A 23231-nucleotide genomic window follows, 5' to 3' on the forward strand; every position below is an offset into this window, starting at 1 on the left:
AACTATAGAATATGAAAAAGATTTATCTAATCATGATACTCTTCTTTGCGACAGCATCGGGAGTATTTGCACAAACTGCCAACATTGTCACCCTCACGCTAAAAGCCAAGTCTGGTGAAGCAGAAGCACAGAATGCTCTGGGCGAAGCATATTATGATGGGAAAGGGGTTACGGAAAATTTACCTGAAGCAGTAAAATGGTTCACAAGAGCTGCAGAACAAGAAAATGTTAAAGCAGAAAACAACTTAGGCAACTGCTATTACAATGGCTATGGAGTATACGAGAACTATGGAGAAGCCGTAAAATGGTACACAAAAGCAGCTGAACAAGGATGTGCAGAAGCACAAAACAGCTTAGGATACTGTTATGAATTTGGCGAAGGAGTAGACAAGAATCTTAAAGAAGCCGTAAAATGGTATACAAAAGCTGCAGAACAAGGACTACCGGTGGCACAATGCAACTTGGGAGTCTGCTATAAATATGGCAACGGGGTAGAAAAGAACCTTGAAGAAACCATAAAATGGTATACAAAAGCAGCCAACCAAGGATATGCGAAGGCTCAATATTATCTGGCACTTTCCTATGATAAAGGCGAAGGTGTAGCTAAGAATGATTCGGAAGCTATGAAATGGTATCTCAAAGCGGTAAAAAACAATTCGCCAGAAGCAGCCTATTATTATGGTGGAATGCTCTTAGCGGGTGACAAGCAAAAGGGTGTAACAAAAAACATACCAGAAGGAGTCAAATATTTGCGCAAGGCAGCTGATCTAAAAAACCTTGATGCAATTCAGGCTTTGGTTGGTGCCTATTGTTTGAAAATGGAAGGTGAGAATGATTTTGGCATTAGCAAATATCTTTCTTACGCTGACTTTGTTAAGTATCTGAAAATTGGTGCAGAACAAGGAAATCAAGACATGAAAACTATTCTGGCCAATTTACCAAATTATAAATCAAGGATAGCACAAGAAAAAAGTCTTGTAGCGAAATATGGACAGAGAGCATACGACAACATCAAAAAGGGAAAGGTTTATATAGGTATGCCAGAAGGTATCCTTACTGAATTCAAGACTTTTGAGACTGATGGTAGCAGATATCAAATGTACAAATACAATGGTCCTTACAGAGACTTAGTTGGTACTTACAAACAATATATCCCTTCCTATGGTCTCCGACTGGCTAATCTTCTTGGGAAGGTATTCCCTAGAATCGTAAAGGTTAGAAACGGAAAGGTTACAAATGTCATATATTAATAACATTATTAAGTGGACTCATAAAAGCATTACATTTATTATGAAGCATTCATTTTTACAAACATTAAGCATCACTTTTTCCTCTAAAATCGGAAAAAGTATCATTTTAGCAATATTCGTTATGCTAACAGGAAGCCCAACCTTCGGACAAGCAAGACGAGGCACTACACAAAAAGCCAATACAACAACTGTCACTAAGCCAAGCCCAAATTTGGTGAACGACTTTAACAAAAAAATCAAAAACCATTATTTCTTCAACAATAAGTCGAACAATAATGAGTGGGACATAGTATTCAAACCTGCTAATACTGAAGGAAAAGGCGGTGGAAATATCGTGATACCTATATCTAAACTTGGTCTCTCATTCTCATACAACATCACTGCAAACGGAAGTATCTATATCAAGATTGACAACGTCAAGATGAAGGAGGAGAAGATAACATGGCAAACTAATCCCGATGGGGTCATTTTAGAAGATCTGTTTTTCCAATTGCAGAGCGACTCACTTAAATACGATGAACTTGTAAATTGGAATCCAAACGAAGAGTCAGTTTACAACGAAGTCAATGAAATTGATAAAGTTGATGAAAAGCCATCTTTTCCTGGTGGTGAAAGTGCAATGAAGTCTTATCTGAACAGCAATGTAAAATATCCTGATGTAGCACAGGAAAATGGCGTACAAGGACGTGTAATCGTAGAGAGTATCATAGAGAAAGACGGCTCCATGTCTGACGTTAAGGTTATTAGAAGTGTTGACCCGTCACTTGACAGGGAAGCCCTGCGTGTTGTTAAGGCTATGCCGAAATGGACACCAGCAAAACTAAAAGGAATACCTGTACGAACCAAATGTACAACACCTGTCGTTTTTAGATTACAATAAGGATCTATACCCAAAACGGGAAAGTAGCTTCTATAAAGTGTAAATTTCAAATTACAAGACAATGAAAAAGAAACATTTTTTAATCATGATGTTTGTATGTTTCACAACAAGCATCACAAGTTGCTCAAACAACAAGAATAACAAGGAGGAGAATGGAATAGATTCAGTTGCCATAGCGCAAGCTAAAGCAGACAGTATTGCCAGATGCGATAGCATAGCTCGTGCTGATAGTATTGCAAAAGCAGACAGTATTGCTAAATCAAACAATTTGGCAGTAGGTATGTCTGTAAAGGAGGCATTACAGAAGCCTGGTGTCAAGAAAGATTATGCAGATGCATTTGATGGTCAACACGAAGGAGATGCCTTGGTGTTGATACAAAACGGCAAGAAGTTTCTCACAAATGTTAGTTATCACATGAAGAACGGCTTTGCTGAATGTGATCATCTCAACTTTACCCTTTTGCCAGACAGTTATGAAGGTGACATCACTCTGGTTAGAGCCAAGGACTGTGCAGCATCCGCAAAAATTGTAAAGGAAATCAAATAACAAGCCTCATGAGACATTCTATTATCACAGCATTAGGCGTTTGCCTAGTCGCATCATTTACCGCCTGTGGCAACAAACAGACTAAAGATGCAGAAACCGTAGACAGTACGGTGATAAAAGACACCATCGTTTCCGAAAAAGTAGAGCCACAAGTAGACTCTACAAAAATCTTTAGCGACACAGTTGCACAAAGAGGGAAAATGGTATATAAGGTAACTCGCCAAGTTGAAGACGACATCGTATATGATGACGAAAGAGACTTGGATAAGAGTACAGCCACAGAATCTTTGCGTCTCACCTTCAAGAACAATGGCAAAGTCAGCATCAAGGAAACATTGCAAGACGATGCTACTTGGAGTGGAGAATGGGAAGCGAATGGCTATGACATAACCGTTTACGCCAACGATCTAGTCCTACGAGGTACCGTTTCCAAAGATTACAAGACACTTGAACTTACCTCAGAATCTATCAGCAAAGTAAGTTGGACAGGTTCTAGAAAATTAAGACTTCAATAAACCAATTACACTCATGGCTTTCCTATTGATATAATAGCGAATGCCATGAGTGTTTTTTATTTTCCTCCTAAGAATAGTATCTGTTATGAAAACGGACATTAAAATACCGTTTACCGCAAAAACACAAAGTAAAGTACCGCAAAAATACAAAGTAAAATACCGTTAAAACACAAAATAAAATACCACAAAAATACAAAATTATTTGTAGATTCCACTATTTATTACTATCTTTGCAAACAAAAATATATTGAATATGAAGTATTTAGATAGAATAGCAGACAGAATGCTCCGACTTCGTCTGGAAGCCTTTGGAGCAGTACAGATTGTTGGACCAAAATGGTGCGGAAAAACCACTACGGCCATGCAGCAGTCAAAGAGCGTAATCAAGATGCAAGATCCAGATAAGCGTGAAGGATATCTGGCGACGGCACGCACCAAACCATCCTTGCTGCTCAAAGGCGAAACACCACGACTGATAGACGAGTGGCAGGTAGCACCAGTTTTATGGGATGCTGTTCGGAATACCGTAGATGAGCGAAACCAGAAAGGTCAGTTTATCTTAACCGGTTCTACAGTCGTCGAAGACAAAAACGGAGAAATCATGCATACGGGTACTGGCCGCATCTCCAAGATGCCCATGTATCCTATGAGCCTTTATGAGTCAAAGGAATCAACAGGCACCATATCTTTACGTTTATTGTTTGATGACCCAGCTTACGATATTGATGGATTTCTGTCAGACATGACCGTGGAGAAACTGATTTTTGCTGCTTGCCGAGGCGGTTGGCCAGCATCATTGGACGTCACTTCGCAGGAGGCACAATTACTGATAGCACAGGATTACGTAAATGTGATTTGCGATGAAGATATATCGAGGGTAGATGGCGTAAGAAGACAGCCAGCTTTGGCTCGACTCATCATGCGTTCTTATGCCCGGAACATCTGCACCCTCGTCAAGAAATCCAAGATGTTGGCAGACATCACGGTAGAAATGGAGAAAACGTCGATGCCAACATTTGATGATTATGTTTCTGCCCTGCAACGATTGTTTGTCATAGAAGATGTGGAGGCATGGTGTCCGGCAATCCGCTCAGCCGCTGCAATCCGTTCGGGAGCCAAGCGTTGCTTTGTAGATCCTTCCATAGCTGTTGCTGCTTTGGGTATGTCACCAAGAAGTCTGGAATTAGACCTTCGAACCTTTGGTTTCATATTCGAGTGTATGTGCATTCGCGACCTGAAGGTATATTCGCAAGCCTTGGGAGGTAGAGTCTCTTACTATCACGACCGCTATGACCTGGAGGCAGACATCGTGCTTCATCTTGCAGATGGCCGCTATGCCTTGATAGAATGCAAGTTGGGTAGTCGGGAGATAGAAGATGGTGCCAAGCATCTCCTGCAACTACGGGATCTGATTCGTGAGAAGAACAAGACAGAGCATCAGATGCCACTCAGAGAACCAGACCTGCTGATTGTCATGACAGGAGGCGAAATGGCTTATACCAGGGAAGATGGAGTAAAGGTTATACCTTTGGCTACATTAAAAGACTAAGAAAAGGGCACTCATCCTTACCTCACTTAGGATACCACCGCCCTAACTACCTTTTTTAACATAGTTAGGGCGGACTTATAAGCCAGCGAATTCAATAATAAAGCGCCAATACTTTTTTTCAAAATATTGGCGCTTTTTTTTGAAATTTTCCCCTCATATTACTATATTATAAAGGTATAACCAAAAAGAAAGAATAAAATGGCAAATAAAATGTCTTTATGTATCATCAAATACACCTATACTCGATATGTAGGGGTGGATATCGAAAAATATACTCGGGGACTATTCGAGTATGTGAAGGAAGAGTTTGGGGAGTTTCAACCACAAATGTCAGAGCCTGGAACTATACCTGATATGCCAGACTATCTGGACATCGTGCTCTGCAAAAAGGACGGAAGTATCTTCTACGAAATGGATATCCAAAGACGTGCCATCAACATCCCGCATGATTGTCAAATGGATGGATTAGTATTGGAAATCTTTATCCAGAACTGCGATGGCACGAGATACAAAAAAAGACATGCATATCCCAAGCCTTGGTGGAACCATAAAGCTAACGGCAAGTCGGACATGAGAAAACTGAAAATTCATAAAACTATCAGCAAAAGGAATCTTAACAATCAAGAAGGCAAAGACTCTGAAGGCATCAGAATACCTGAACTTAGATCTCAGATTCTCAAGTTTCATAAATTCTTAAAATAACCATCCCATGACATACGAAGAATTCAAGCAATTGGCTGAACATCCACAGCATCGGGATGTTCCTGCCATCTTCAAGCTCGAAGTATTAGAAACAGAAGAGCTGGAGGAGAAAAAGCGTTCACATTATCCGAAATATAAGGTGAACACCTATTGTCCGCAAGCCTTCACTACAACTTTGGAGGAGGCAGAGAGACTGATGCACCAGGATGTCCTTTACCGCAAGAAGATGAAGGAGGAAGACGACTATCCGCTGGATACCTTCTGCTATTATATCTCGGAGATTCCGCTGGGACTGTTGCACTACGACCGTGAATGTCTTTCTGAAAGAGTGTATGACGGTGAGGGAAAACTGATCGACCGGTCTTACTGCTGTTCGAGGTTCAGCATCTACTATCCGGGAGTCTGCGATTCGCCTGCATACGACCGTCATCCTGACGAGACCTTCCGAGGCAGAAACACAGAACAGATCAGATTCAAGAAGGGTGACATCGTGGAAGTATATCGTGGCGATGAGGTGAAACTTGCCATCGTTGTAGGTACTCCGCTTACCACGGAATGGATCTGGGAGAGAAACCAGGCTGCCAAGGATAAAAGGGGATTGGATAAACTGCCATATGATGAGACAGATGACAGCTATACCGTGATAGATGGTCCCGGCTACGAATACCACGACCACGTTCCGTCGCTGTATGTCTTCGCCCCTCACTATCATGTGCCGCTCTATCTTCAGAGACGATTCAAGGGGTATTTGGAAAAGGCTGAGAAAAAGCAGAAAGAAGAGGAGGAGAAAGACAGGATCTTTCGCCAGGCTCACGATTGCAGCTACAGCAACAAGGAACAGATTGAGAAGTCAGAAAAGTGCGGCTGTTTCTTCTGCGGCGAAATCTTCTCGCCATCCGAAATCACAGATTACCTCCCTGATGAGCCGCCTACAGCTGAATGTCCCTTCTGTTATACCGACTCCGTAATAGGTGATGCCTCCGGCTTCCCTATCACCAAGGAATTCTTGAAGAAAATGAAGAAGAGATGGTTCTAGGCAAAATAAGGAAAATCGCCCTAAGATGAGACTTCCATCCATCATACCGTCAGGAGACTGTAAATCCTTGAAGTTAGCACATAAAAACGGGTACACTATACCAAAATTAAAAAAATCTTTTAATTTGCTTGGTTGTTTAGAGAAAAAAACGTAATTTTGCTGCTGTAAATTGATATTTCTGTCATGAAACCAAAGAAAACAAATCTAGAACTTGCCGAAGAAGACAAGGAGAAAGGCAGAGTTACCCATTGGAATTCTGTTGATGAAATGTTTGATACTATCTTAGGGGAATAATGTATAAACTTGACACTACTAAGAGATTTGACAAAGCTTTAAAACTTTGCAAAAAGCGCGGCTATCTATACAGTTAGAGGGGTGCTATTAATAAAAAAGAAGCAGGATGGAAGACTGGTCCACCCTGCTATTTTTATTAGAATACCTTTACGAAACGGTCGATGTCAACCGAAAGCCCTACTGAGAAGGTGCGGCCGGTGGTCATCGCAGAACTCCAATAATAGTTCTTTGGCGTATAACCGAAAAGATTATCTACCGTAAGATTCAGATTGACGGCATCCAGAAATCGCTGCTGAAGCGTGAACTTCCACAACTGATAACTGCTGTCATGCTTCTTGATGTTCGTATCAGGAGCAGACAGGTATCTGCCTGACAGAGCGGCATTGATGCGATAGAACGAACAGAGCTGGCGATCGTAGTCGAGACGCCAGGTAGCTGAATGCGGACGAGGCTGGGAGAACTGGGAATCTACACTTCTGCCACCCACATGGAGATAACTGTAGTCGAGTTTCACACCGAGTCCCATATCCGAACGGTACTGGGCACTGAAGTCGATGCCGCTCACCTCTACTCCATCCTCGTTGCAATAACGCGAAGCCACATCCGGCTGACCGGTTCCCGGGATATAATCGGCATAATCCTCGGTAGTGATGCGCTTATCATACTTATTATAATAGCCCATCAGGGTAAGACTATACTGACCAGTAAAGAAGCCAGCATTCTTCACCCTTCCGGTATGCTCCAGCGCCAGGTTGTAGTTGTTGCTCTTCTCCGGCTTCAGATCCGGATTACCGTAAATCATCTGCATACCTGCCATATCAAAGTTCATATACATCTCCTTGAGCGTTGGGGCACGGAATCCGCCGGCATAGTTGGCACGGATGGAGAAACCCTTCCACTTGGTCATCAGAGCCAGACGACCAGTAGTGGCATGCTGGCTGGATGCAGAGAAGTAATCATGACGAAGACTTGCCACGATGTTCAACCACTGCAAAGGATTGTAATCGAACTGGGCGAAGGCATCACATGAATTCTGATTCTTTGATTCATTATCCTCAAACTGATAGGTGGTAAGATAATCGTTCAGGAAATCTGCACCTACCGTCAATGTATTCTTGCCGAAGATATGGGAATACAGGGCACGGACGGTGTTCTGACGGTTGGTATAATCATGGTCGTGAGTACGCTCATCATTCACATATCGAGCCTTGTCATACTGGTCGAAGCCGTAAGAAATCTCCAGATTATCATTCTCCGAAAGATTCATCACGGTCTTCAGTCCGGCAGAATAATCCATGTAATGATCATCATAGTTGCTGCGCTTACTGATACGATTGAAATAACCGCCACGACCTATCAGTTTTACCTTATCAGAGAGCTTGTAGGTAAGTCGCTCTTTCACATTGAAAGTCTCGCCACCATAAATATGGAGGATGTTGGATTCTGTATCGAAGGGACTGGTGAGCTGAACCTCATCCGATGTGGTGCGCTGGATGCTGGTCTGCGAATTCCACTTTCTGGCATTGAAGCTGAAGCTTCCACCGTGGCGCCACTCCTTGTTGAAGTCGTTGTAGCGGGTGTTGACATTAGCAGTCCAAGGCTCGCTGTTTTCACGGGAGATGATGTTGATGACTCCGGCTACGGCATTGGCGCCATAGAGCGCCGAAGCAGCACCCTTTACTATCTCGATACGTCCTACATTATCCAAGTTCAGACGACTATAATCTACATTATCCATGGTTTCGCCAGCCAATCGCTCGCCATCTACGAGGAAGAGCACGGCATTTCCACCGAAACCATTCATATTGAGAGAAGTCTCCTGATTCATGGCATAGCCGAATTCCAGACCCGGCATCTGCTCGGTGAGGAGGTCCTGGATATTGGTAGCATCAGCTATCTTGATATCATTGGCGGTAATCAGACGGGTTACCACAGGAGCATCCTTCAAAGCCTTCGGAGTTCGGGTTGCGGTAACTACCACCTGATCGAGGGCAGTAGCATCCGGTTGAAGGCGAAGCACATGCTGCTCACCTTTTCTCTCATCCGCTTTCAGTACGAAAGTCTGAGTCTGATAGCCCACAAAGCTCACCTTCACTCTCACCGCTCCATCCTTGCTGTAAGGAATGCGGAAATATCCGTCTTCATCAGTTGTTACCCCACCCTTTGCATGCAAAATCTGGACGGTAGCACCCGCCAGAGGTGCGCCCGAATCATCGAGCACCCTACCCACGACATCGCCCTGGGTTTCGGCTTTCAGATTCAGGCACAATCCGCAAAGGATTAGGAATAGTGCGAATATCTTTTGTTTCATCGAATTATATCAAAGCTTATCCTGAAACAATCCTTTTATTTTGTACAAACAAACTTACCAATCATTGGCATAGGCATTTTGCCATACTGCACAGAATAGTTGACGGTCAGGGTTTTGTCCTTCAATGTACCATGCAAAGTAACTGTGTACTTCTTCTCTGCACCATTCACGGTAATAGTACCTGCATAGTTCTCCTGAGAGAAAGCATAAGCACCGTTAGAACCGGAAGCCTTCACAGCAGGTACCTCCAGAGCAGGAAGAGCCATCATACCCTCGCCGCAAGCAGGTAAGGTAACCTTGACTGTAGCATCATCTACAGCCTCAATCTTCATGGTAAGATTATCGTATGTAGAAGCCTCGCCCATTACGGTCATATTCAAACTACCGGTATAGGTACCCGCAATTTCCTTTGCCGCAGCTACTGCTACAGGATCATCATCGCTGCTGCAAGAGCTGAATGCTACACACATAGAAACCAAAGCCAACATCATGGCCATCATTGTCTTAAACTTTTTCATTTTTCTTTATTTTTCTTTTAGTTACAATAATATTTTCTGTTTGAGGGGATTTGCAATCCCCGATTATTTATCTTCCGGAACATAGATGATTTCGCCATTCTCCAGCTGGTAAGCAATGCCAACCTTCTTTCCCTTGTTGCCCGACTTCTTACTTTGGTCTTCCGAAGGAGTATAGCGATTGATCTTCTGTCCATCCTTGGTAATGATTTCCATATTCTCCTTGCCAGGGTTCTTCACCATCGTGAAGTTATCCTTGCTGAACATTTCCGTCATATTATAGCGCGAAACGAGTGCCACCATCAGGGCAAGGGCAAACACCATCGCCACATCGAAGAGGTTGCTCACTACGCTCATCGGATCATCATCCTCGCCATCATGCGCAAGCCTATTTCTGCGTCTCTGTCTCATAAATTATATATCTTAACTTTTTTACCTTTTTACTTTTTTACCTTTAAAAGCCTTTTTACTTTTCCTCCAAAAGGTCTGCCATAAACTCGAGGTTGCTCATATCCTCGGTGTACCAGCGGTTCTTGGTCTGCTTGGTTACAAAACCGATGGCTGCAGAGAACAATCCCACTACGGTGGTAGCGAAAGCCACCTGCATGTTGTAAGCCATCGAAGCAATATCGCCGGTAGAAAGGCCTACCAGGGCAGGACCCATCGGAATCAAGGTACCCATCAAACCGAGCATCGGACCCATCTTCAGGAGTGTAGAAGGAAGAGAAAGATCCTTCTCTACAAACTGGGCATACTGGTCGAGGATGCGGTTTACCTGCGCCTTGCTCTGACGGTTGTCCACGAGTTTCTTCATATAGGAAACGATGACTGCCTGCTTGTTCTTTGGCAAGCGATCGCCCAGGGTATCGATGTTATCGAGTGTCAGGGTGTTCATCTGTTCACGAATCTCCGCACCCGACTTGCGCTTTACAAGATACTGTCCGAAGAAACCTCCAAGGAGCAGCAAGGCTCTGAGGAAGAAGAAAATCAACAAAATAATCACAGGAACCAGCATGCCTGTGGAAATCCAAAACAAAACGTCTGATATGTAATTCATTATACTCTATATTTTTTAATTTGATAATTGTAAATTGCCCATCCTATCGCCATTCCTACGATGACGATGGCGATGATGCCGAGAAGCGAGAGGGCATCGAAACTGTTGAAGCCTGCCACCGCTGTCCTGCCATTCACCGTACCGATGATGCCCATCAATCCGAGCAGCACCTCTACCAGGAAGAGCAGTTCCAAGCGGATTGGTCGCTCCGGCAAGAGCCATCTCAAACCGTAGGTGAATACCGGAGTCAAAACCAGCAATACTACGGCAAGCACCCATGCCACAACCTGGAACGATACGCCGGGAAGCAGGAAGATGGTCATCACCAGAACACTGAACAGCACTGGGAAAACCAGCAAACCCGGGAAGTACTTCAGGAAGATGAAGAACACCCATTTGCGGCGGCCCACATGTTCCGAAGTCTTCAAATCTACGTGGTGCACACAGAAAAGCATCGTAAGTGCCACGTCGATACTCAGCAGCACCGCCATATCGAGCATCAGCTTCTGGTCGGCTATCCAAGCCGCGATCTGCGTCTTCGACTGCTCGATGGCAAATGGCCAGGTCATTCCCACGAAGAAGGCTACGAGCACCGAGATGATCATAATCTCCTTCACTCCGTGGAAGGTCTGCTTCAGCACAAAACTGAAGCAAACCAATATCATCATTACTAAAACTAATGTCTCCACTTTTTTTAAAAATGTTGAATGTTAAATGTTGAATGTTGAATTATTCTTCACTGTTAAGTGTTGAATTATTCTTCACTCATCATTTTGCGACGACGTCGCAAATATACTGCGAGCACAACGAACGCTACGATGACGATGACACCTACTACGATGCCGCTCACCACAGTGGTGGTCTTCTGAGCATCCTCACTCAGCGTCTCCTTCTTCATCACCATACCCTTGTCGCTGCTGTTCTTCGCAGCCTCAGCATCGCGGATCTGCTCTACATTCTGCTGATATTCCTTGGCAGAAGCAGCATCGGTCTTGCTGGCGATATAGTTGCGCAGCTTGGCATTGTCGCAGACAAAACCGGAGCATGAAGGCTTATACTTGTTCACGGTCTCGGTATGAAGCTTGGCAATGTCCTTGAGCTGCTGAGGAGTAGCCTTCCACATTCCCTTGCGGGCACTCTCCATCATCACGGCGGTCATCTCCATCAGCGCTGCCGGATTCTGCTTGTCGAAGAACTCCTTGGTTCCGAGATTGTACTTGTCCTTGACATATACATTATATATCTCGTCCCACATTTCCTTATCAATAGCCTTTGGCTTCATCACATTCCAACCGTAGGTATTGGTTACGATTTCAGCGAATGTGCTGGCACTGCTGGCTCCACCCTTCATCTTCTCCTTGATATAGGCTGGGTTGAAGATAGTGGTTCTGCCCTCGATGCCGATAGCCTCCTTCACCTCCTGCATTCTCATATTGCTATGGTTGCGATAGTCGGCGAGATAAGCATCCGGATCCTTACCGGTTACGTTGCGCACTGCGAGGTTCATACCTCCCATGAATTCATATACGTGGTCCAGACTCAAAGCACCCCAAGTGTTGCTCTGTCGTGGCTGAACTACCACATCGGTACGGGTCAGCGCTGCCTCGAAAGCAGCCTTACGCACGGTCTCCCAGTTCTTCTCATCACCGTAGAAGGCACCCATATTGTTCAGATAGACCTCGGCAAGTTGACTTTCCTTATCCCAGCGGTCGCCTGCGGTTACCATCTCCTGGATACCGGTGCCATAGTTGCCGTTTACGCCACCAAACACTCGATACATACTAACCTCGCGTGCCTCCTTTGGCGACATACCCTTCTCTACGAGCACTCGTTCCGATTCGGTAACACCGGCTTTCACCAGGTTGTCATACTTATCACCCTTGGCATTTGCCGCCATCTCTATCGCCTTGTTGATGAGGAAGAGACGGGATGCTGCCAGGTCGCGGAGCTGACCGGAAGTCTGAACTACGACATCGATGCGAGGACGGCCCAACTGCTTGGATGGGATGAGACGCAGATCGGTAACACGACCGAAGGCATCTCTTACCGGTTCTACACCGAGCATATAGAGAATCTGAGCGATGGTAGCACCCTCTGTTTCGATAAACTCGCTACTCCAGAGCGTGTAGCTCACCTTACGAGGATATTCACCCTTATGTCGCTCGCAATACATCTTGATGGTATTGTCGCAAAGTTCCTTCGCCTTCTCCCAGGCATCCTCCGATGGTGTATTCTCTACATTGATGGAGAAGAGATTTCTACCGGTAGGCAGGGTGTTCGGATTCACAATCAGATCACCACCAGGAGATGGAGCGGTAAAGCCGCCATTCAGGGCATTCATCAGAGAAGACATCTCGTTGAGCGGACTCTGACGGAGCGCCTCCGAATACTTGCCCACATTCTGCAAGGCATGCTCTACGGTAGTAATCGCCTGAGCCAGATGAATCTGCTGACGGGTATATTTAGGTGCCTTCGACATCATCATACCCTTTTCTTTAGAAGATTTTCCGGTCTGAGAAGCCTTGCCCTTGCCGGCTTTCGCCATCTTCGCCTTCTTCAAATCCTGCTGATACCATTTCTGTCCCTTTTTGATAGCTTCCATCATCTTGTCAGGGAAGCGACCGGTCTGCTCCATCTTCTCAAAAGCCTCACGACTCATCTGCGGAATCTTCTTCTTATGAGAAACCTTGGCAGCACGGAGCTCGCTTACCGTACGGTGGTCTACCTTCTTCGGCTTCGCCTCCTTCGCTCCACCCATCTGGTCTGCCATCTGCATCATCATCTGGATAGGATCCGGAGCTGCCTGCATCGCCTCTACCTTACGTGCCATCTGGAGTTCTGCAGGAGTGATTCCTACATAACGGCAGATGTATTCATCAGAAACAGAGGCAGAACCCAGAAGCTGGGTCACGGTATTGCGTGCCTTACTCAGATAGAGACGGTCGAAAAGCTGCTTGTGCTTCTCCACACCCTCCTGAGCACGACCTTTCAACTTATCTACTGCCAGCATTCCGTAGGCAATAGGATCTGTAGCCATCGCATAGACACTGGTGCGGACATCATCGTTATCGTATGGCACACCCAAAGTATAGAGTTTGCCGGTAATCTTCTCGTTAGCCAACTCTTCTGCATAGTTCTCTACTCTCGCAATTTCATCTGCAGAATAAGGCTTGTTCATCTGCTTGGCATCGAGCCCCAATTCGCGTGCTATTCCCATCTTCACGGTCAGCGCCTTCACCTTGAGCGACTGTTCGTCAGATGCCTTCTTCTCGTATGACTGGATGGCATCGCTCAACTGCTTATAGGTCTGTCGCAACTCGCTCTCCTTGAAAGGAGGAGTGAGATAGCTCTGGGTCTGGGCATAGGTGCGGCGCTTGGCAATCATCGCCTCGCCCACATTGCCGATGGTATATATATAAAGATGTGGAACCACACCAATCAATCGGTCACTCCAGTCGTTGCTGCCGAGTGCCACCTGCTTTCTAGGGGTATATTCCAGAGATCCGTGGGTTCCGAAATGGATGAGTGCATCGGCACTGAAACCATAACGAGCCCAGAGATAAGAGGCAACATAGGTGTAAGGAGGTGCCTGGTCGGTGCCATGCACAATCTTGAAGGAGTCGCCTCCCACGCCTGCCATCACCTGTGGAAGCAGGGCCACATTGCCAAACTGCAATCTTGCCACCGCCAACTTACCGTCATCGGTAGCCATATATTTGCCAGGGAAGGAACCATAGAGCTGATTCATCTCCTTGATCATCTTCTTAGACAAAGCCTTCTGGGTCCATCCGGCAAACTGCTGGGCGGTAACCAGGGCAGGATGTCCAGACTTCAGGAACTGGGTATAAGCACCCTCGGCATAGGTTCCGAAGACAGCACCCTGAGCCTGGATCATCTTTGCCAGTTCCTGAGGATTGGCTGGCAACTTGCCTACATTGTATCCCTCATTCTTCAAGCGAACCAGGAGATTGTAGAGCGATGGAACCACTTCCATTCCCGAAGCGGTAAGTGCATTCTGACCGGGACCCTTGAAGTAGAAGATGGCGATGCGCTTGCTGCTGTTCTTCTTGTTCTTCAGATTCACATAACCCTGCACGCTCTCCACGAAACTCTCCATTCTGTCTGGGATGCCGTAAACCTCCTGCAAGCCGTCCTTGTTGATACGCTGTCCGAAAACCACGTATGGACGGATGGCACCATCAATCTCCGGAGTCACGATGCTCTGCGACATGAAGCCGCCATTCATTCCCTGCTTGTCGTTCTCCCACTCGGTGGTCAAGCGGTTGATATTAAGAGGTGAGAACAGAGGAATATTCTTCTGCTTCAGGAACTCAACGAAGTAATCGCCCAGTCTGCCATGCGCCATATTCACTACGGCATTCGCCTGGATACTGTCGGCATGATGACCGGCGATAAAGCTCTGCAGCTGGTTGATGCGATACACCATGAATCCCTTCTTCTCAAAAGCCTTCTCCATATCAGGAGCCGCACCCATAAAACCGGTGAGCAAGATGGTAGGAGCACCTTTCTTATATAATCCGTTCTTCGCCAGGAAGGCATTGTACTCACGGATGCTGTTGAAACCCAGTTCATCACCCTTCTCATCTTTCAGGTCAAAATGAGTCAGGAGATAGTCTGGTCGCTCATCCACACGTTCCGGTTCTGGAGCCATGAACTTCTTTCCGTCAATAAACTTACGGATGTAAGCGAGCATACTGTGATAATTCTTCTTGCTGCCGTTCTCGATGTACTGCATCAGATAATCTGCATCGAAATTATCTACCGATACGATATTGTTGGCTGGGTTGGTAGCAGCATGAGTCAGGGTTGGCACCTTGTAGGAAGCCTCTTCCAACTGCTTGCGCTGGTTCTCGTCGATTCGGAGTCCCATACCATTCACGATAATCATATCGTAATCATCCAGATGATCGAAATCATCGGTTGTGATCTCACTCAGTTTAATCATCGCATTGTCGTTGGCATGCGAAATCTGTCCCAGCGCAATAGCCTGATAGTTGAGGAAAGCGATGCGGGTAGTACCCACCCAGGCAGAGTAAGCCTTCGCCAAACCTCCCAGAACAATCACAGCCAATAAGGCCAGGAAGATGTGTTTCTTTTTAATCTTTCTAATTTTTCCTAATCCTTTTTTCATATCTATTCCTTTTTTCGGGCTGCAAAGGTAAGACTTATTTAGAAATTGTACAATACCGAGAAATTGTGATTTTCACATTTTTTATACTTAGAAGTTGGTATCAGGTTAAACGCATTGATATAGTCAGTACTAATAAATAAGTAGCGTTTTCAGACCTTTTCTTTCATTTCAGCCCTCAAAAAGAGGAATTATTCCGTCAGAACAGCCCTCAAAAAGAGGAATTATTCCGAAATATGCAGAAAGAGCGTAATCACCATTACGGCAATCACGCTCTTTCTACTTATAAACATAAAACATTACGAAGATGAAAGAAAAGCTTAGCAAACCTTCTTCTTCCGCTCACAATAGCGTTCGCATTGGGCACAGATGTCATATCCCAGCATGGCACCCAAGATGAAATCCTCCTCCGGTGTAAGCTGGCATAATGGTTTGGTGATTATCATGCGGATAGCATCCAGACATTCTTTCTTACCAAAAAAGAGATTCAGACGGTCGTTGCCAACCGGCTGGATGATATAATCAATGTTCTGACGCTCTAATCTAGTTATGGCAAAAGACTCATATTTCTTGTTGAAGGTGTAGAGCACCAGGCGGCGCACGCCCTTCTTATATTCATATATATGATTCATCAGAACCTTCAAATCTACTGGTGTTGCGATTTCCTGCTGCATACTATCCGAATTTATCTGTTTTTAAACCAAGAATCAGAGAATTCCATCATTCTCCAATTCTTGAAAAATATTTTTGTAAAATTATAACGCTGGCTTGATGTCCTCGAGCCAGGCATCGATACGCTCCTCTGTCTTGTCGTCCTCGTTCACCTCGTCGAGTGCGAGTCCCAGGAACTTGTCGCCATCAATTGCCTCACTGTCATCATAGGTGTATCCGTCTGTAGAAACACCAGGCAATACGGTAGCACCAGCCTCAACGGCAGCATCATAGAGTTCCTTCATGCCGCCACAGAATGTATCAGGGTAAGACTCGCTGTCGCCACAACCAAACAGGGCCACAGTCTTGCCAGCCAAGCCGGCACTCTTCAATGTCTTCACGCCATCATACCAGTCATCCTGCATCTCGCCGGCACCCCAGGTAGAAGTACCGAGAAGAAGATTCTCATGACTTGTGATAGTAGCGTCATCGATGTTAGCTACATCTACAGCTTCCACGCCCAACTTAGAGGCGATGGTTTCGGCAATCGACTGGCATGAGCCAGTAGAAGAGCCATAAATTACGATTGTTGTTTTCATTTGTCTATCTTACTTTTAGTTACATTTATTTTCGGGTGCAAAGATACATCCTTTTTCCATCATCTGCAATACCTAAAAATGATGGTTTCGCAGAAATACCTAAATATGGGGATAGATTTCAAATGAGGTGAGAGCAAACATCAAGAACATTGATAAACAACCAATTCCCTCGGGAGGTTGATAATTTTCAACCTCTCGAACCATATCTTCATTGAAGAGCCTTGGTGGCGCTTCACGTGGCTATTAATGATATAATAGTCTGCCTGGTATTCGTCCATCAAGTCGGAGAAAGCAGCCTTGATACGCGAACATTTCTCATTGATGGCATTATCAAGAGGGTTCGTCAGGCGACGCACTGTTTCTGTGATTTTTTCAAGGTCGATTCTGTTGCCGGTTTTTCGGTAGAGAGAGAGCAGTTCCTCACGATGATCCACCAGATTCTTGAACTCTATTCCTTCCGGATGATTCAGAAAAAGGAGATAGAGAGCCTTGTGGATTGGACTGAGCTGCACCTCCTTGTTGCCATAGTCAGGGAGCAAGAAGCGGTAATCTTCCGTAATGACCAAAGGGCTGAGAGTTGCCCTTGCCGCCTCAATACGGAGTTGTTCCAATACGGGCACACTGATGGCTTTCAGCAAAAGGTCTGTCCTTCCTTCTGTCAAAAGCTGGGTGGAAAGCTGCTTTACCAGAGCGGCCTTCTCCTCTACTGTCATATTTCTTGTCTCTTCTTGCATATTGGTTGCAAAAATACAAAAAGAATGGGAAATTTCGTTTCACTCCTTGGAAAAATTATCTTTTGCAAGGCTTGCATTTGTTTTTTCATAGGTAATCTGACTCTTTATATGTATCTTTGTGGTCAAAATTGAAAATTAAAATGATGAAAGAAGATTGGACACCTATAGATTTCGGACAGACAGAAGACACCACCAAGAACATCATCAAGGTGATTGGTGTGGGTGGTGGCGGATGCAATGCCGTTAAGAATATGTACTCAGAAGGTATTGTAAATGTAAGCTTTGCCGTCTGCAATACGGATAGCCAGTCGCTATCCAAATCACCTGTGCCTGTAAAAATCATGCTCGGAAAGAGCGGTTTGGGAGCAGGTGCTAATCCTGAAGTAGGAAGAAGCGAAGCACAGAATACACAGGAAGACATCAAGCGACTCTTGGATGACGGAACCAAGATGGCATTCGTTACAGCCGGCATGGGTGGCGGTACCGGCACAGGAGCTGCACCCGTCATTGCAGGCATCGCCAAAAGCATGGGTATCTTGACGGTGGGTATCATCACCATTCCATTTTATTTTGAAAAGCGAAAGAAAATCGTCAAGGCTCTACAAGGTGTAGAAGAAATGCGCAAGAACGTGGACGCCTTGCTCATCGTCAACAACGAACGTCTTTGCGATGTTTATGCCGACTCTGAGATAACCGTAAAAGATGCATTCAAACTAGCAGACAAGGTGCTGAGCGATGCCACCAAGAGCATCTCAGAACTCATCACTGTAGAGGGTACCATCAATCTTGACTTCCGTGACATTGAGACTACCATCAAGAGCGGCGGCGGTGCCATCATGGCGATGGGCAGGGCCAGCGGAGAAGGCAGAGTTCAGAATGCCATTCTCAATGCCTTGGATTCCCCATTGCTCTACGGCAGCGACATCAGCAATGCACAGCGCATCCTCTTCAACATCTATACCTCCAGCAAGCACCCTATCTTCGTTAGGGAAATGCGAGAGATAGATGCCTTCTTCGATGAACTGAATCCAGACATCAAGGTTATCTGGGGTCTCTCTGATGATGACAGTTTGGACGAGGATGCCAAAGTCACCATCCTGGCAACAGGTCTCAACAACGAGCTGACAGATGAAATTCAGGACAATCCAGTCACAACCACCAAGGATGAAGATGATTACCAGAGAATTATCGACAAGCTTTATCATCCGATACGTGACGACTTCCAATCTCAAAAGAAGGCAGATCCCCCAGAAGAGGATATTCCTATAGAGCCATCAAACATAGAATCTACAGACATCCCTGATGATGAGCAGCCCCCACTCATCCCCGATGCTCCGACAGAAGAATCTCCAGTCGTAGAAGAAGAGCCCCCAAAGCCTGTCATTCAGCAAAAGCAACCAACCTTGGCGAAGAGGATAAGAGACAGACTGAAGAAAATAGCTGAAGATTTAGAAATCATTACGGAAGATGAATAGCCTTTGTGATGCAAAAAAATCCTGCTGGCAATGATGCCGGCAGGATTTTTTGCGTTTTATCAACCTCAAGATGTCATTTATTTTATCACCCAATCCTCTATGCTTCGCTGGTCTTCCGAGAAGTTAACACCCACTTTCACTACCTTCCGTCCATCATCAGCAAAAGCCTTAGCATAGTCCTTATCGCTGATTTGCGTCATGGCGGTATCAGCAGACTTCTTATATTTCAACTCAAAGATAAAGATACTCTTATCCGTCTTGAGCACAAGGTCTATTCTTCCATCAGAAGTAGTATGCTCCACCTTCACATCTTCGCCAAGCATAGTGAAGATGGTGAACATCACGGCTTGATAGTGACGCTCATTATTGTTGATAATCGTATATGGGAACTTATCGTAGAATGCCTTCAAGTGAGGCATAAAGGCTCCCATATCGTCATTGATGAGCACATTCTTTTTATAAGCATATACGATTGCATCAAGTTCGCCTACCTCTGAAGGGGTATAATATTGGCAAAGGCTTTCCGAAAAGCCTTGTCTAACTTCTTGATTAGGGAAACTGAGGTAATACATACCCAACAGCTTGTCATATCCTTTAATCGTAAGATAGCCACTTTGGAAAAGGACTGGCACAGGGTCAGTAATAGTCTCAGTAGGAACATCGAAGCGTTTTGCTCTAGCCCAGATATCATTTAAGTCCATCATGTCCAAATTCTTCTGCTGCATCAGTTCTATCAAGAAAGTAGGCGTACCAGATGTAAACCAATAGCTATTAAACTCCTTATCGTCCAAAGCATTGATAATGCTGTAAGGATTGAAGATATCCTCGCTATTGATACTGAAGTGGTAGCCATCATAATGCTGCTTGAGTTGCCCTAAGGTCTCCTCATAAGTGAGTCCATTATGTTCAGCCATCTCCTCGATACCCTCACGGAAATACTGAGTCAATTCACTCTTGGTTATACCACAACAGCTACTGTATTCATCCTTCAACGTGAGAATCTTGAGATTATTCAACTCGCTAAAGATGCTGAGCTGGCTAAACTTGGAGATGCCTGTGATGAATACAAAACGAATATTTCCCTCTTGCTGCTTCAATGGACTGAAGAAATCTCGCATGATGTTGCGGATGGTCTTCTGCAACTCTTCGTCACTGACAGAATCATGCATCGGGGCATCATATTCGTCGATGAGAACTACAACTTGTTTACCTGTTTGAGCAGCTGCTGCAAGCAAGATGTTCTTAAGACGACCTCCAAAAGACTTCTCATCTATTGGATTAACTTTTAAACCATATTTTTTCTCTTCTATTTCTAGTATTCCGTTTAGAATTGAATATGTATTCTCCAAACTATAATACTTACCACAGCTCAGATCCAGGTGGATGACAGGATATGCCGTCCACTCCTTCTCCATCTGTTCGATGGCAAGTCCCTTGAATAGATCTTTCTTGCCCTCGAAGTAAGCCTGGAGGGTAGATACAAACAAGGATTTTCCGAATCGACGTGGGCGACTCAGAAAATGAAATTTGGCATAATGAGCCAACTGATAGACAATAGCCGTCTTGTCAGCATAGAAGTAATTCCCCTTCACGATTTCGGAGAACGTTTGTATTCCCAAAGGATATCTCTTTGAAGCCATAATCTTACTCTTAATAATTCAGGTACAAAGATACAGATAATATTTCAGAAAGCAAGCGTTTTTCTTATTATTAACAATAGTTACGAGCTATCTTACTAATAAAAACAATGCTTGCATTCCCCAACTTTGTGGGGAATGTTTCCACATTCCTTCCCCATTTCCCACACCATCCGCTCTTGGCATAGAAGACATAAACACCTGATAATCAACGGACATTAATTTCATTCATCTTTTTGGCACGCAGATTGTGACTATGAATAGCGGGTTCGGCAAAGAATCCACAAAGCAGCAGACAACTGCCGAGTAAAAGATAAAGAACAGTTCATTTTGCAGCGTTATTCATATAATAGGATTTAGTTTTTAAAGGTAATTAGACTTATTCAGGTTACAATAGATATTGCATAGATAGAATTTACAAGGTAGACTTTTAGGTTCGGTTTTTGAAAGTGAATCCTGCTGGCAGTGATGCCGGCAGGATTCTGCGTTTAATAGCCCCTGTTAAACTCATCAAGTATCTGACGAAGATTATCATCAAGCACATTATTATATACACAACGAGCCAGTTCTTCCGGCAATTCCATCCCTTTGGTTGCAACAGCTATTCCTCCAGCCATGCACGCCATCGTGTCTGCATCCCCCCCAAGCGAGATTGCATTACGGATAGTCGAAGTATAACTATCTGCTTCTAGATATGAGATGATAGATTCAGGAACACTTGTCAGCCATTTCGCAACAGCCAAGGTCATAACCGTGTCATCCATAAAACGAGGCTCTTTGTATATATCGAAGTCCCCATGCTTCACTGGATGAAATTCATACGCAGCCCCGAAGCAATCGCCAGCGATTGCTCCAATGATACCAGTTGTAGGAAAAGCCAAGCCAGTCCTCCCATTTGTATCCAGCATCTCCTCTTGTTTCCTCATTTTACGAAGAAGTGTATTCCATAAATACGTTATTTTCTTTAGTAACGTCATAATTGTAAATTCTTGATTATTAAAGTTGTTAATAAATATTTGCAGGTAAATACTATATCTGAGACAAGACATCCTCAATTCCATCCAGTAGTTGCTCTACCCTACCAATGATCGTCTGAGCAGAAAAAGGATTGTCTTTGAATCCTGCATGGTTGTAATCATTGCGTAATTCAACCACCTGCTGCAAGATAGTCACAAATTCCTTGTTCCCCCAAACACTATCATCTGCTAGGATTTTCGTAACGAACTCATTAGTAGTCTCCAGACCATCAGTATTCTTATTCTGTGTCTTGATAGCAATGCAACTGAACACAGCATCGCGACAAACCTTGTTACGATAGTCAAGCTGATAATGACAGCACAGGAAAGTACCTAGACCTTCTTCCAACATGGTCGTAGCCTGCTGATAAAGCTTGTTGGCACAGCACCACTTGGCAGCCTTGATACAGTTCAAAACATTCTCCTTGGCATCAAAATCATTCAACGACTGCTTGATCTTTTCAAAGATAGGCTTGAGCTGAACAATCGTCACTTTCTGTATTCCACCTGCAGTGCGCTTCAGATTCCACACGTTCTTGCTATCCACAATGGCATACCCCCGACAGGTGGTTCGTTCCTCCACCATTTCCTTCAACTTCCGGACAAAGGCACGCAACATCTCAGTGTCCTTAGTGCGGGTTTCTGTATTCTTCAAGATTGGGAGAAGTGATGATTCCGACAATTCATAGAGCTTCTGCACCTGACCATATCGCAGATAATCCGAAGCAGCCAACGTCCAGTCCTGCAAAACAGAAAGAGGAAGCAGATCCATGATAGGTGCAATGTTGCTCTCCTTGTCACGAGCCTCGTAATTACCATAAAAGATGGCCTTCACCTTCACATTCTTGAGCAACTTGGCATAGTTGACAAGCACAACCAGTAGCATAGGAAGATAACGGAAACTGTTAGTGATGTCAAGATACAGTTCATCACCCTCCTGAAGCTCATCAAAGATAACCTCAAATATCTCCCACATCTGGTCACTGTCCTTACCATCCGGAATCGCAATATCCTGATAGGAGAGATTCATATCCTGCAATATCTTCTCTAATCCCTGATACGCAACCTCTTTCTGGAGCTTGCTACAGAAACGTGTCTCCAGATTCTTGTCCCAGTTATTCTTTCTTGCCAAATCTGTCAGGAGCATAAGAACCAGGTCGTTTTCTCCTCCCCAGTTCTCCTGCTGCTGTAAATATTCGAGTAAACTCTTCTGCACAAAAAGAGACTCACTTCCTGTGAAATCGTCCTTTCTGTATCGGCAGGTCTCATAGAAAGCCACTCCCAATACAGATAAAAAAACTCTTCTACTCATAA

20 protein-coding genes are annotated in these 23231 nt (G+C 44.7%); 8 read left to right on the plus strand and 12 right to left on the minus strand.

All coding sequences use genetic code 11. The features are described from left to right. Nucleotides 1-11 precede the first annotated feature (11 nt). The 7 genes from FO447_RS09690 (at nucleotide 12) to FO447_RS16070 (ending at nucleotide 6479) form a co-directional block, all read left to right on the plus strand. Nucleotides 12-1250 (plus strand): tetratricopeptide repeat protein, encoded by a 1239-nt coding sequence (locus FO447_RS09690; protein ID WP_200756159.1) that lies wholly within the window; start codon nucleotides 12-14, stop codon nucleotides 1248-1250. Between the two features lie 40 nt (nucleotides 1251-1290). Beyond that, the gene (locus FO447_RS09695) at nucleotides 1291-2130 is read left to right on the plus strand and encodes an energy transducer TonB (RefSeq protein ID WP_228114523.1); all 840 of its coding nucleotides are present in this window, start codon (nucleotides 1291-1293) and stop codon (nucleotides 2128-2130) included. Between the two features lie 61 nt (nucleotides 2131-2191). Further along, complete coding sequence (locus FO447_RS09700) at nucleotides 2192-2677, plus strand: hypothetical protein (protein WP_200756160.1); 486 nt, start codon at nucleotides 2192-2194, stop codon at nucleotides 2675-2677. Nucleotides 2678-2685: 8 nt separating this feature from the next. Next, the gene (locus FO447_RS09705) at nucleotides 2686-3192 is read left to right on the plus strand and encodes a hypothetical protein (protein ID WP_200756161.1); all 507 of its coding nucleotides are present in this window, start codon (nucleotides 2686-2688) and stop codon (nucleotides 3190-3192) included. Between the two features lie 253 nt (nucleotides 3193-3445). Beyond that, nucleotides 3446-4741 carry an ATP-binding protein gene (locus FO447_RS09710; protein ID WP_200756162.1) on the plus strand — a complete coding sequence of 432 codons (1296 nt, stop codon included), beginning with the start codon at nucleotides 3446-3448 and terminating at the stop codon, nucleotides 4739-4741. Between the two features lie 198 nt (nucleotides 4742-4939). Then, the gene (locus tag FO447_RS09715; RefSeq protein WP_228115359.1) at nucleotides 4940-5443 is read left to right on the plus strand and encodes a hypothetical protein; all 504 of its coding nucleotides are present in this window, start codon (nucleotides 4940-4942) and stop codon (nucleotides 5441-5443) included. Between the two features lie 7 nt (nucleotides 5444-5450). Next, on the plus strand, nucleotides 5451-6479 hold the full coding sequence (locus FO447_RS16070) for a hypothetical protein (RefSeq protein WP_234698971.1): 1029 nt from the start codon (nucleotides 5451-5453) through the stop codon (nucleotides 6477-6479). A 430-nt stretch (nucleotides 6480-6909) separates the two neighbouring features. On the opposite strand, the gene FO447_RS09730 is transcribed toward FO447_RS16070, so the two are convergent. The 9 genes from FO447_RS09730 to FO447_RS09770 form a co-directional block, all read right to left on the minus strand. Beyond that, nucleotides 6910-9084, minus strand: coding sequence for a TonB-dependent receptor (locus FO447_RS09730; protein ID WP_200756163.1), 2175 nt, complete (start codon nucleotides 9082-9084; stop codon nucleotides 6910-6912). A gap of 35 nt (nucleotides 9085-9119) precedes the next feature. Continuing rightward, nucleotides 9120-9602, minus strand: coding sequence for a calycin-like domain-containing protein (locus tag FO447_RS09735; protein WP_118139633.1), 483 nt, complete (start codon nucleotides 9600-9602; stop codon nucleotides 9120-9122). 63 nt (nucleotides 9603-9665) lie between these two features. After that, complete coding sequence (locus tag FO447_RS09740; RefSeq protein ID WP_022120346.1) at nucleotides 9666-10010, minus strand: DUF2149 domain-containing protein; 345 nt, start codon at nucleotides 10008-10010, stop codon at nucleotides 9666-9668. A 55-nt stretch (nucleotides 10011-10065) separates the two neighbouring features. Then, nucleotides 10066-10656, minus strand: coding sequence for a MotA/TolQ/ExbB proton channel family protein (locus tag FO447_RS09745; protein ID WP_022120345.1), 591 nt, complete (start codon nucleotides 10654-10656; stop codon nucleotides 10066-10068). Further along, on the minus strand, nucleotides 10656-11345 hold the full coding sequence (locus FO447_RS09750; RefSeq protein ID WP_234698972.1) for a hypothetical protein: 690 nt from the start codon (nucleotides 11343-11345) through the stop codon (nucleotides 10656-10658). The genes FO447_RS09745 and FO447_RS09750 overlap by 1 nt, the downstream gene beginning before the upstream one ends. Nucleotides 11346-11410: 65 nt before the next feature. After that, a complete protein-coding gene (locus FO447_RS09755) occupies nucleotides 11411-15778 on the minus strand; it encodes a cobaltochelatase subunit CobN (RefSeq protein ID WP_200758541.1) in 4368 nt (1455 codons plus the stop codon). Between the two features lie 347 nt (nucleotides 15779-16125). Then, the gene (locus FO447_RS09760; protein ID WP_022120342.1) at nucleotides 16126-16479 is read right to left on the minus strand and encodes a DUF2023 family protein; all 354 of its coding nucleotides are present in this window, start codon (nucleotides 16477-16479) and stop codon (nucleotides 16126-16128) included. Nucleotides 16480-16560: 81 nt separating this feature from the next. Continuing rightward, entirely contained in the window at nucleotides 16561-17055 is a 495-nt protein-coding gene (gene fldA / locus FO447_RS09765) for a flavodoxin FldA (RefSeq protein ID WP_117586565.1), read from the minus strand. A gap of 140 nt (nucleotides 17056-17195) precedes the next feature. After that, nucleotides 17196-17789, minus strand: a complete 594-nt coding sequence (locus FO447_RS09770; RefSeq protein WP_200756164.1) for a hypothetical protein — start codon at nucleotides 17787-17789, stop codon at nucleotides 17196-17198. Nucleotides 17790-17929: 140 nt separating this feature from the next. Between FO447_RS09770 and ftsZ the strand changes: the two genes are divergently transcribed. Beyond that, nucleotides 17930-19264 (plus strand): cell division protein FtsZ, encoded by a 1335-nt coding sequence (ftsZ, locus tag FO447_RS09775; RefSeq protein ID WP_234698974.1) that lies wholly within the window; start codon nucleotides 17930-17932, stop codon nucleotides 19262-19264. 77 nt (nucleotides 19265-19341) lie between these two features. Here the strand turns inward: ftsZ and FO447_RS09780 are convergent, their stop codons facing one another. The 3 genes from FO447_RS09780 to csx2 form a co-directional block, all read right to left on the minus strand. Then, the gene (locus tag FO447_RS09780; RefSeq protein ID WP_200756165.1) at nucleotides 19342-20904 is read right to left on the minus strand and encodes an ATP-binding protein; all 1563 of its coding nucleotides are present in this window, start codon (nucleotides 20902-20904) and stop codon (nucleotides 19342-19344) included. Between the two features lie 485 nt (nucleotides 20905-21389). Beyond that, nucleotides 21390-21878 (minus strand): ADP-ribosylglycohydrolase family protein, encoded by a 489-nt coding sequence (locus FO447_RS16075; RefSeq protein WP_234698975.1) that lies wholly within the window; start codon nucleotides 21876-21878, stop codon nucleotides 21390-21392. Nucleotides 21879-21930: 52 nt separating this feature from the next. Continuing rightward, entirely contained in the window at nucleotides 21931-23229 is a 1299-nt protein-coding gene (gene csx2, locus FO447_RS09790) for a TIGR02221 family CRISPR-associated protein (RefSeq protein ID WP_118201684.1), read from the minus strand. Nucleotides 23230-23231 lie beyond the last annotated feature (2 nt).

The organism is Segatella copri (assembly GCF_015074785.1).
Classification (GTDB): domain Bacteria; phylum Bacteroidota; class Bacteroidia; order Bacteroidales; family Bacteroidaceae; genus Prevotella.